Here is an 11,446-nt window from a genome sequence, read left to right on the forward strand (position 1 = left end):
ATGGCTGAAGCCACGGTTCTCGATGTGGAGGGCATTGCCGTCACTTATGGCGGACTCATCTCGGCATTGCGCGGGGTGTCGCTGAAGGTGACGCAGGGTTCTGTGGTCGCACTGCTCGGCGGCAACGGCGCGGGCAAGACCACTACGCTCAAGGCTATTTCAGCGCTGCTCGGTGCCGAGCGAGGCGAGTTGACCGCCGGGCGAATTGCGTATCGCGGCAAGGACGTGACGCGTGCGAACCCCTGGACGCTCGCGGAGGCCGGTCTCGTCCAGGTGCTGGAAGGGCGGCGTTGTTTCGCGCATTTATCGGTGGAGGAGAACTTGCGGATCGGTGCGTACGTTCGTCGTCCGTCGGTGCGTGAAGTCGAGGCCGGCCTTGAACGTATCTATGGGATTTTTCCGCGCTTGAAGGAGCGCCGCAAGTCGCTCGCCGGGTTGACGTCGGGCGGCGAGCAGCAGATGGTCGCAATCGGCCGCGCGTTGATGGCGCGGCCATCGGTGATCCTGCTGGATGAGCCTTCAATGGGACTGGCGCCGCAGATTGTTGAAGAGATCTTCGAGACCGTCGCGAGGCTTAATCGTGATGACGGGGTGAGCTTTCTGCTGGCGGAACAGAATGCGGCCACGGCTTTGCGATACGCAACATACGGTTATGTGCTCGAAGGCGGGCGTGTGGTGGCGCAAGGGACATCTTCGGAACTTGAACAACTCGATGTGCTGACGGAGGCTTATCTTGGTGCGGCGAACGGAGCGGGTGGACGCGCAATACGTCGATCGTCCCGCTTCGCACTGGCCTGACGGAAAGCATGTAGTTCAACAGGCCGTGATGCCGTCACGACCGTCACACACGCTGCCTCGAACTCGCCGCGCGAATCGCCCGGCGATATCAACCGATCACGCAGTCGGCAAAAGCGTGTCTCTTCCACACTCGCGACGAATCCCGGGCTGACAAAGTCAGCCCGGGATTCGTCGCTTCTAATGCATGACGATCGTGTTCTCAATGCCTGCAAACGGCGCAGACAGTGCGCGGCGTAAGTACATTGGAATGCTAATTAAGTTAAAAAGAACCAGGTGCGCTGCCCCTTTGATGACGAGTGTTTTTGTCCGGTTGACGCGCGGACATTGCATGCTAGAATAATCTTCAATTAAAACATACGTTCCATAATTAAGGAATAAAATATAGGAGGCATGCACAGATCCCTAGTAGATTGACCACCGACATTGTGCAGTTCATAAGGCGGCGTAGCGCACATCCGGAACGGCGACATTCGCCGCGGCATGACGGTCATCAAGCGAGGCATTGTCGGTGCGATGGCCGGCTCGAATAGTGGGAACAGCGCGATCAAGCGGCGATACCCGCCTATGGGCACGGTTATCTGACGCTCTGACGTGAACTGCTGAATCGGTGGATCAAACTTTCAAGACTTGAACCGTATGCGAGGCAGTCATCTCTGTCACGGCGCTCATATTCACCTGAGGGCTGTCAGTCATCATCCAGGAGGCAAGCAATGAGCAAAGTTCGAAACCTCGAAGTGCATGCATCGCAGTCGCGACGTGTCTGGCTCAAAAGCGTGGGCGCGCTGGCAGCCATGTCGGCCATCGGTTCATTCGCAGCGGCTCGTCCCGCGCAAGCGGCGAGCAGGGTGAGCGCGGCGACCAAAGCGCGGACGGGCGAGCCGCTATTCGCCTATGTCGGCACCTACACGCCGAACGGCCTTGGCATTCATCGCTTCCAGGTCGACCCGAACACCGGAAAGCTTGACGCGCTCGAGCCGGTGCGCGGCATCGAGAATCCGAGTTGCCTCGTCGTCGACCCGCAACAGCGTTTCCTGTTTGCCGTAAGCGAGGTGAAGAACTTCAACGGCACCACGAACGGTTCGGTCAGCGCCTATGCAATCGAACATGGCACCGGCTCATTGCACCTGATCAACACAGTCAATTCGCAAGGTGCCGGACCGGTCTATCTCAGCCTGCATCCGACCGGCCGGTTCCTGCTGGTCGCGAACTACAACAGCGGAAGCATCGCGGTTTTTCCGGTGGCAAGCGATGGCGTGTTGGGCGACGCCAGTTCTGTGCAACAGCCACAGGCTCCGGCGGGCGCGCAACATGCGGCAGAAGGCGTTCCCGGCAGCTTCGCGGTTAGCGACCACGACGGTTCGCATGCGCACAATATCGTGTCTTCACCGGACGGGCGATTTGTGATTTCGACTGACCTCGGCGTCGATCGCACCTATATCTGGAAGTTCGATGACGCCACTGGCACGTTGTCGCCGAACGACCCGCCGTTTGTCGCCGCTTCGGCAGGCGCGGGGCCGAGGCATGTGGTCTTTCATCCGAGCGGCCGGTACCTGTACGAAGTCACCGAGGAAGCGTCGACCCTCGTCTGCTACGCATACGACAGCGCGCGCGGCTTACTGACGCAATTGCAATCCGTCTCGACGCTGCCCGCTGCCTACCAGGGCACGAGCTTCGCATCGGAACTCCTGCTTTCACACGACGGCCGCTTTATCTATGTGGCGAACCGTCTTCATGACACTATCGTGCAGTTTCGCGTGGGTACGGATGGCCGCCTGACGCGCGTGGGTGAAACGCCGACCGGTGGCGACTATCCGCGAGTGATCAAGTTTGATCCGTCGGGCCGGTTCCTGTATTCACTGAATCAACGCAGCGATCAAATCGCGATCTTTGCCGTCGATGCACCCAGCGGCAAGCTTCGATTTACGGGCACCTACGTGGCGGTTGGCAGCCCATCGGATATTGCTTTCGCCACAGCATAGCCGTTGCTCCTTAACTGCCTGTCCGCATGCCGAAGCCGCGTTTCGATGGTGCGGCTAGCGGCTCACGCTTCGCCCTGTCCCGACGCAAAGAAGGATTTCATCGAGTCGTGACGGGGACTCGACTCTTGAGCTCCGCCTCGAATTCAATGCACGAGTCACCCGGCGATATCAGTTGATCATGCCGTCGGCAAAGACGCGTCTCTCCCACACTCGCTCCGAATCCCGAACTGAACGATGTCAGCCCGGGAATCATCGCTTCCAGTACGTGCCGATCGTGTTCGCAATGCCGGCAAGCCGCGCAAACTGTGCGGGAAGCACCAGCGTCATCAAGCGTGGCGGCATTGTTCATCTTCATTGTCCGAGCGAGGCCCAATACGCTCCGAACACATGCACCGACAGCAGATAGCCAATCACCACATTCACGGCAACGCCCGCCGTGAAAGCAATGAAAGGCTTCGCACCCGTCGCGGACAGGCTGCCGAGTCGTGTCGTCAAGCCGATGCTCAGGAAACAGAAGGTGAACGCCCAGGTGCGCAGTGCAGTGATTGGCGCGACGAAGGCGGGCGTCACGACGCTCCGGTATTCAGCCAGCGTGTAATGGCTACCGATCCACGTAACCAGCGCCGAAGCAATCAGGAAGCCGATCACGAACTTCGGAAAGCGCGTCCAGATTTCGCGCGCGGTCGTCTGCGTTTTCACGGCGCCGGGTTCGTCGCGATCCCAGCGTGTGGTGGCGACGATCGCAAGCACGAATGCCCAGATGCCGATCCAGATGTCGCGCCCCACGACCTTCATCAGCGTGAAGGCTTGCAGCGACGCTTCCGGCGCACCGGCAATCGCGCTGCCGGCTTGCTTCGCCAGATCGCCGTATGCCTGCGCGGCGGCAATGCCGGCAGCATCCGCGAATTCCGATGTCCCGATCCACGCACCGGCCACACCGGTCGGCAAGCCGAGCGCACGCGACACAAACGGTAGTGCGAACACCATCACGATTGCCCAGACCACCACGAGCGTAATAGCTACCGACGCTTGTTCGCGCTTCGCACGGACCGCGCCCGCAATGGCGATGGCCGCCGATACGCCGCACACCGCGCCGCCGACGCCGAGCACGGCTGCAAAACGCTTGTCGAGTCCGAGCGCGCGGCCGACCAGAAAGATGACGAAGAACGTGACCAGCGAAACGACGGTCGCCTGGCCGACTGCGACGGGACCCGCCCACACGAGCAGCGTGAAGGGCAGCGTAGCGCCGAGCAGCACGATACCGACCTTGATATAGAACTCGACGCGCAACGCCGGCGTGAGCCATGCCGGAAGCCGCGTCAGGTTCGAGACAATCAGGCCGAGCGCGAGTGCGATCAACGGTGGTTCGAGGTTGTACGTCGATGATTTGGTCCACGCGCCGGCGAAGAAAATCAGCGTCGAAACCACGAACACAACGAGAAAGCCCGGCACGAACTGGACGATCCGCTGTCCGAGCGCCGCCACCGCGACGCCAAACAGAATGGCGAAAACGATAAAGAGTGCGATGTAGTTCGGCAGGTGATGTCCCAGGTCAGCCGCCGCTTGAGCACCGCTCGACCACTTGGCGGGCGCGACGGCCAGCCACTTGATGCTCGTGCCCGACGCGAATAGCAGGTACGCAATCACGATGATTGCCAGGCCGATCCAGACGGCCCACCAATCTTCTGTTTTAAAGGGACCGCTGCTGGACCGGTCGGGCCGCTGTTCCGTTTCAAATGCTGGAGTGGTGGTGGGTGTATCGCTCATCGTCGCCCCGAAATTGTTATAAAGCAGGTGCGTGCGAGCACGGACGGTACTCGCTATGTCCACCGGCATGGAGACTGAAGGTGTTTGCGTGGTCCGTGGAGGTTCGCCGGATTCGGGCGCTGCGGTGGCGGCTCTGATTCGCTGAGGGCGCCGCAATGCATGGAATTCCACGATCGGATTATTGGCAGGCGTCGGTGACTCGCGCCAATATTGATTCGCTATTACTAAATCCGAAATTGTGTATTAGGGCACGGCGAGAGTGGGGCGGTTCGTTCTCTGACGGTTCTCCGACCGTTCTCCGACCCCTCCGTGCGCGAACCGGAACCTTACCCGGGTACCTTCTGCCGCGACGCTTCGCCCAGGTGCGCACGCACGAATCCAACGTGTTCGCGTAGTACATAAAAAGCATCGGCATGCGCGAGCGGCATCCGCAGGGTATTCAGTGATTCCTCGATCTCATCGAGTTCCGTGATGAGCGCCTGACGCTCCTCATCCGTCGAGCTGTTCAGTACGCTGCGTTCTATTGCGATCAGCGCGCCGTAATACCGATAGATCCGCGATCTCACGCGCCACGCATACAACGCAGGAATCAACCTCAAGGCCGGGATCAGCAGCACGGCGACGGGCAGCAGCAGTACCAGTATCCGGTCTGCGACGCTCGCGAGCCAGAAAGGCAGCACGCGGTAGAGGAAACTTTTTCCCGACTTGTAGTAGCGCGTGGCCTCTTCGCTGATGGGGTATTCGCGGGCGATCGGACTGGGGAATTGCCCGGCGTTTTGCAGCAATCCCGGCATGCCGTGGACTTCCTGGGCCGCTTCAATGACCAGATCCGATATGGCAGGGTGCAAGTTCTGCCGCGCAAGGATCTCGACGGTCGGGCCGATCAGATGCAAGGTCTGCGGCGGTATTTTTCGCCGGAGATCGAGCACGCCCGGGGGTAAGTCGATTTCATCCAGATACGGAAAGAGCCGCGTATAGGCGCTTGCCTCCGCGAAATCCATGAAGGAAACGCCCGGTATGCCAAGCAACCTGAGCATGAGCCCGCGCGTGGTCGAGTCGCCATTAAGCATTGCCGCATCAACGTCGCCTGCCACCAGTTGCTTCGCCGCGTCCATGCCGTCGAGCGGCACGAGTTGAGTGCTGCCGCCTGGGGCTATGCCATTGGCCTCGAGCAAACTGAGCGACAGCCGGCGGGTGCCGCTGCCCTCACGGCCTATCGCAATCCTCTTGCCTTCCAGGTCCGACAGCTGCGTCAGCCCCTTGCCGCGATAAAACACCGCGAGAGGAACGTAGAAGACGCTCCCAAGCGACATGAGCGACGACCTGGCCGCAGCATCCGACACGCCCCCCTGGACCAGCGCAAGATCGACATGGCTCTTGGGGTCCATGAGTCGTTGCAGGTTCTGCACCGATCCATCGGATTCGAGCACCTTGAGGGTGACGCCATTGCGAGCCAGGATTTTTTTGTATTGGTCGGCGGTATGCAGAAGCGCACTGTCCTCCGGACCTGCGCTGATCGTAATGGTTCTTGGGGGTGCCGGGTCCGCCAGCCAGACGATCAACCCGATCACTACGATGAAAAACAGCGCGAAGGGTGCCGACGTCAACGAAAGATCGCGCCACGCCACATGCGAGTGGTCGTGCAGAAAACGCGGGGGATGCGGGCGATGTTGTTTCATGAGACCCCAAGGGAACAGCCTCACACTTTTAGGAATGACATCAAGCCTTGGTCAGGATGTGCTCGACCGGAGCAACGAATGTGCCTTAGAGGAGGCCCGAGCCGGGGCAAACCTGACTTAGTGGAGAGTTTATAGGGGAAGTCGGAGGCGAGGAAGAAACGCCTGGCGCTGTCAGGCGGTGGGTGTTCAAACGAATGAGCGCGACGCTGGACTGAGCCGGCGCCATGGCGACGACTATTCCTCGCCGTTGAGCCGCCCCGCGCCAAAGCGCCGGTACGCGAGCCGCGCGGCATAGTCCAGCAGGAATCCAAGCGCGCCGATCACCAGGATCACCGCTGTCAGTTCAGAGTAAGCCAGCCGGTCGCGGGTATCGAGAACGAGGTAGCCCAGCCCCGCGCTGACGCCCAGCATTTCCGCCGGCACGAGCACGATCCACAGGATACCGATGGACAGCCGCACGCCCGTCAGCACATGGACCGCAATGCCGGGCACGTACACATGCCAGAGCATTTCAAAGCGCGTTGCCGCGAGGCTTTCACCCAGTTGGAGCCAACGCCGGTCGATCTGTGCGACGCCCGCGGCCGTGCTCATCACGAGCGGCCACAGCGCGGCGAAGGTCAGAAGGAAGTACACGGCCCGGTCGCCCACGCCGAGCGACATCACCGCAATCGGCATCCACGACAGCGGCGAAATCATGCGCAGGAACTGGAGCGTGGGCGACAAAGCGGCATCGAGCCAGCGCAGCCGGCCGATCATGAATCCCAGCGGAACACCGATCAGCAACGCCCACGCCAGGCCAACGGCAATCCGCCGCAAGCTCGTGACAATGTGCTCGAACAAGCGGTCGTCCGTGACGAGCGACGGCAGCGCGGCGAGGGCGCGTGTGGGCAGGAACTGGGCGGCGAGGCTGTCCTGGCTGGCCGCGAGCGTCAGCACGAGCCACCAGAGCGCTACCACGGCCACGAGACCCGCGAGGCCCGGCCAAGTGCGCCCGAACCATGACCGGCCGCGTGGCGGGCTGTTGGTGTCGGCGGAGGCGGCGGAGTCGGCTTGCTCGCGCGAAGAGGTCAGGCTAGACAACGAAGCTCTCCGAGCGCGTGAAGCCATCGGGCAGACCGAAGGCCTTCATGCCTCCGACCGCCGCGATGCTGTTCCGGACGAACCTGTCATCGACGAGATCGCGAGCCACGAACGCCGGATCGAGTTTGGCGAGAAACTGCGCGTTGCCTTCCACCTGCGTGGTCTTCATGCGGCGCACGAGTTCTTCGGTATAGCTCGGGTACGGATACGGCTGGAAGTCGATGCGCTTCTCATGCCAGTCCGCATGAACGATGGCTCGATCGGCGAGATAACGGCCCTCATCGCCGGGCGGCGGCGCGAGCACGCGGGTCAGGACCTGGGGTGTGTGCGGCGTATAGTGGTTCTGGCCTTCTTTCGAAAGAAGCTGCGCCGCCTCAGCCGGATGCTCGCGGGTCCAGACCTGCGCCTTGACAATGGCGTCCACGACCTTCTGCGACCATGCCGCGCGCCCTGTCAGATCCTGCTCGTGCATGAACACGACGCAGCACGCGTGGTTCTTCCAGACGTCGCCGGTAAAGCGCAGCACCTTGCCGATCTTCAGCCCTTCGGCGGCTGCGTTGAACGGCTCGGCGACGATGAACCCGGCGATCTGCCCGGCTGCCAGCGCGGGCGGCATATCGGACGGGGACATTACGATCAGGTTCACTTCGTTGGGCTTCGGTGCAGAGGTTTTCTTCAGCACCGGCACGAGCCCTTGCGCGCGCAACATGTCCTGCAGCACGACGTTATGGATGGAGTACCAGAACGGTACTGCCACGGTCTTGCCGCCGAGATCGCCGAGCTTGTCGATACCGGGCGCCACCGTGATACCCGACCCGTTCACGTGATTCCATGCAACGACCTTCGCCGGCGCCTGGCTGCCATAGCGCGCCCAGACGGTCATCGGCGAGAGAAGGTGCACGACGTTGACCTGACCCGAGAGGAACGCTTCGACCAGTTGTGCCCAGCTACGCAGGAGTGTGGGTTTCTCGGCGGACACACCGGCTGCTTCGAAGTAGCCGTTGTTGTGCGCGACGAGCAGCGGGGTGGCATCCGTGATGGGCAGATAACCTATCCGCACCGGCGCATCCGGTTCGCTCGCGGCCCGCGCGTTCAACGAGCCGAGCAAGGGCGCAGCGCCCGCGACGGTGAACAGGGAGGCGAGTTTCAGCCACTCGCGGCGGGACATCGGAAGCTGGCACATGGGTGATCCTGCGTTTGCTGCATTGATGGAAATTGAAACGGGGTGCCGGCCGTAGTTTCAGTGATGCTTAAAGGCGCTTCAAGCGATGGTCCTCTCGCGCGACATCGCGTCTTGCAGGGCCTGAAGAATCTCGATGCGCAACGCGCCCAGCGCTTGCACTTCGGCTGTGCGCGGCGCGGGCACACTCACATGCCATTGCGCGATCAACGAGCCCCGGGCGCCTAGCAGCACGATCCGGTCGGACACAAGCAACGCCTCGTCTATGTCATGGGTGACGAGCACCGTGCCCGCGTGCGTGTCCTGCACGACCTTGACGAGCAGGCGCTGCATGTCGGCGCGCGTGACTTCATCGAGTGCGCCGAAGGGTTCATCGAGTAATAGCGTGCGGGGCTGGCGCGTGAGGCAACGGGCGAGGGCCGTGCGCTGCGCCATGCCGCCGGACAATTGGCGCGGCATGTAGGTACGCGCATGAGCCAGGCCGACTTCGTCGAGCGCCGCGCTCACACGCTCGCGCCGTTCAGCGCGCGAGAGTGCAGGCTGCCGCGAGAAGCCGAGGCCGAACCCCACGTTGCGTTCAACCGATAACCATGGCAACAGGCACGGGTCCTGGAACGCCAGCGCTACGTCGGGACGAGGCCCATCGAGCGGCGCGCCATCGACAAAAATTTGCCCCGACGTCGGCTTCAGCAGACCGGCAAGAATGCGCAACAAGGTCGACTTTCCGGACCCGCTGGGTCCCAGCACCGACATCAGTTCGCCTGATTGAACGCTCAGGTTTACCCCTTGCAATACGGTGCGTCCTGGATAGACCAGGCCAACGCCACGCGCTTCAACAAGCGGCCGATGTGTCAGCGTCGGCTGGTTCATGCGGCCTGCGCCTTGCGATGCAGCGCGAGCTGATTTTTAAGCTGCACGAGACTCGGTGTGACGATAGGCACGAAGGCCGCCTCGCGCATGCGGCGTGCTGTGCCGGTCTGGCCACGCAAATAGCCGCGGCCTCCCGTCACTTGAACCTCGAGCCCGACGGCGGCTTCCACCACTGCCGCGAGTGCGATGCGGATATCGAACAATGCGGCGGGCGCGGACACAAACGTGCCGTTGCGCACGCCTTCCTTCAACCGATGCGTGAGGTCGTCGAGTTCGCGCGCCAACTGCGCGGCTTCGTCCTCTACGGCGGCGCGCGAAACCGCGCTTGTTTCGCTTACCGCTGCAAGGCAACGACGCGCAAGACCGATCGACATGCCGCACTGAAGTCCGAGGAAACCTGGGCGCACTCGTGCGAGCCAGGCGGGGGCGTCAGCGGTGATGCGGAACGTGTCGTCCAGTACTACGCCTTCCACGCGCAACGCTGCCGTATTGCTCGAACGCAACGCGATCAGGTCAAGGTCCTCACTGCGCGTAACGCCCGGAGCATCGTGCGGAATAGCGAAGATGGAGGGTGGCGCGTTATCGTCTTCTGATGCGTGATCGAACGCTGCCGCAGCCACGAAAGCGGCGGGACGCAGGTTGGTGATCCACGGCAAGCTGCCATCGAGTGTCCATCGATCATGCTTGCCTGCTTGATCGAGCAAGCGTGCTTTCATCTGCAATGGTTCGATGTTCGACAAGTACTTCATCGCATTCGACAGGCCCGTTGCGCCTGCGAGTTCGCCGCTAAGAAGCCGGTCGAGCCAACGCGCGCGTAACGTCTCGTTCGAACTTTGCAGCAGATATTCGATGAACGTTCGCTGTCCCCAGAACACGAACGCCGCCGCAAGCGAATGTTCGGCTACGTTCGCGACTGCTTCTACTGCGTCGCCAATGACGCCGCCCGTACCGCCCAGATCCGTCGGCACGCCGATACGGAACAGACCCGCGCGACCGAGCCGCGGCAGGATCTCAGACGCCAGTTCCTGCCCTGTGTCGATAGCTTCCGCATGCGTGTCGAGCCATGCTTCAAGTTCGTTCGTGACCGGTCGCAGCGCAGAGGTTGTCATGCAGCGTGTGCCTTGGTTTTGGGTTCCCACCGGTAAGCAGCCAGTTCCGGATTGAGTTCGTTTTGCGAAAGGTTGTTGGCGAAGTTGCACAAGGTGGCGAGGCTGACGCCGAGCACGACTTCGAGCGCGTTGGCATCGGTGAAGCCGGCGGTGCGGAAGGTGTTTAGCTCTTTGTCCGATACCCCGCCACGGGCTGCGATTACTGCACGGGTGAAGACGGCAACTGCGTCGAGCCGGGGGTCGGTAATCGGTTGCTGCTCGCGGATCGACTCCACTACGGGCGCGGCCAATTGTGCTTTCTTTAATGCAACCGCCGTGTGTCCGGCTACGCAAAAACTGCAGCCGTGGATCGCCGCTGCCGTGATCTGTATAGTTTCGCGCTCGGCGAGGGTCAAGCCGCTACGACCGTTGATTGCTGCTACGGTTAAATAGGTCTCAAGCGCGGTCGGCGCGTTCGCTAACGATGCCACCAGATTGGGCAAAAAGCCGTTGTTCGCCAAGGCCTTCTCAAGATAAGGACGGCTCGCTTCAGGTGCACTTTCAATGGTTTGCAACGGCAGACGGCTCATGACGGTTCCTCGTAGTCGAGTGGACATTGTCGATGGGAGAGGCGCTTTCGGCAATGCGCGTACGTCTGCAATTGATGCTTATTCGTCTCAGGGGGTTTTTGCTCGCGCCGGTGGACGGGGGCGGTCGGGGTCAGTGCCGGGTTGCTAGATTCTGGGGTTAGCGGTCTGAGTCATTGCCGGGTTGCTGCTTTCGGCCTTAGTGGTCTGCATGAGTCGGATATTCTCTTTATCACTATTAGCCACTGTGCGTGGCGGCCCGGGCGGATTCAACTGGTGGTCGCAACACCTATAACTTCTGCAAGTTTATCGGCGGGCGGCATAAAGTATAGGGGTTTTTGTGGTCTTCCATTCAGAAGTGCGGCGACCTTGTTCAACTCGGCTTGTGAATAACCATCCAGGCGTGTGCCTTTAGGGA

The 11,446-nt window shown here is 61.5% G+C and carries 9 protein-coding genes; 2 read left to right on the forward strand and 7 right to left on the reverse strand.

The genetic code is table 11. The features are described from left to right. Both FH08_RS0127975 and FH08_RS0127980 read left to right on the forward strand, forming a co-directional pair. The gene (locus FH08_RS0127975; RefSeq protein WP_031361523.1) at positions 1-798 is read left to right on the forward strand and encodes an ABC transporter ATP-binding protein; all 798 of its coding nucleotides are present in this window, start codon (positions 1-3) and stop codon (positions 796-798) included. Between the two features lie 710 nt (positions 799-1,508). Next, entirely contained in the window at positions 1,509-2,777 is a 1,269-nt protein-coding gene (locus tag FH08_RS0127980) for a lactonase family protein (protein ID WP_081889593.1), read from the forward strand. A gap of 351 nt (positions 2,778-3,128) precedes the next feature. Here FH08_RS0127980 and FH08_RS0127990 read toward each other — a convergent pair whose 3' ends face one another. The 7 genes from FH08_RS0127990 to FH08_RS0128020 all read right to left on the reverse strand — a co-directional run bounded on the left by FH08_RS0127990 (position 3,129) and on the right by FH08_RS0128020 (position 11,031). Then, positions 3,129-4,544: a YeiH family protein gene (locus tag FH08_RS0127990; protein WP_031361525.1), complete on the reverse strand. Its 1,416-nt coding sequence runs from the start codon at positions 4,542-4,544 to the stop codon at positions 3,129-3,131. A gap of 326 nt (positions 4,545-4,870) precedes the next feature. Continuing rightward, positions 4,871-6,223, reverse strand: a complete 1,353-nt coding sequence (locus tag FH08_RS0127995) for a TAXI family TRAP transporter solute-binding subunit (protein ID WP_031361526.1) — start codon at positions 6,221-6,223, stop codon at positions 4,871-4,873. A 234-nt stretch (positions 6,224-6,457) separates the two neighbouring features. Next, the gene (locus FH08_RS0128000) at positions 6,458-7,330 is read right to left on the reverse strand and encodes an ABC transporter permease (protein WP_051888600.1); all 873 of its coding nucleotides are present in this window, start codon (positions 7,328-7,330) and stop codon (positions 6,458-6,460) included. Then, positions 7,296-8,486 (reverse strand): ABC transporter substrate-binding protein, encoded by a 1,191-nt coding sequence (locus FH08_RS0128005; RefSeq protein ID WP_031361528.1) that lies wholly within the window; start codon positions 8,484-8,486, stop codon positions 7,296-7,298. Before FH08_RS0128005 ends, FH08_RS0128000 begins: the two co-directional genes overlap by 35 nt. Positions 8,487-8,564: 78 nt before the next feature. Continuing rightward, positions 8,565-9,353 carry an ABC transporter ATP-binding protein gene (locus FH08_RS0128010; protein ID WP_031361529.1) on the reverse strand — a complete coding sequence of 263 codons (789 nt, stop codon included), beginning with the start codon at positions 9,351-9,353 and terminating at the stop codon, positions 8,565-8,567. Next, positions 9,350-10,462 (reverse strand): acyl-CoA dehydrogenase family protein, encoded by a 1,113-nt coding sequence (locus tag FH08_RS0128015; RefSeq protein WP_031361530.1) that lies wholly within the window; start codon positions 10,460-10,462, stop codon positions 9,350-9,352. Before FH08_RS0128015 ends, FH08_RS0128010 begins: the two co-directional genes overlap by 4 nt. Then, complete coding sequence (locus tag FH08_RS0128020) at positions 10,459-11,031, reverse strand: carboxymuconolactone decarboxylase family protein (RefSeq protein WP_031361531.1); 573 nt, start codon at positions 11,029-11,031, stop codon at positions 10,459-10,461. The genes FH08_RS0128015 and FH08_RS0128020 overlap by 4 nt, the downstream gene beginning before the upstream one ends. Positions 11,032-11,446 lie beyond the last annotated feature (415 nt).

It is taken from the genome of Caballeronia sordidicola (genome assembly GCF_000729995.1).
Lineage (GTDB): Bacteria > Pseudomonadota > Gammaproteobacteria > Burkholderiales > Burkholderiaceae > Caballeronia > Caballeronia sordidicola_A.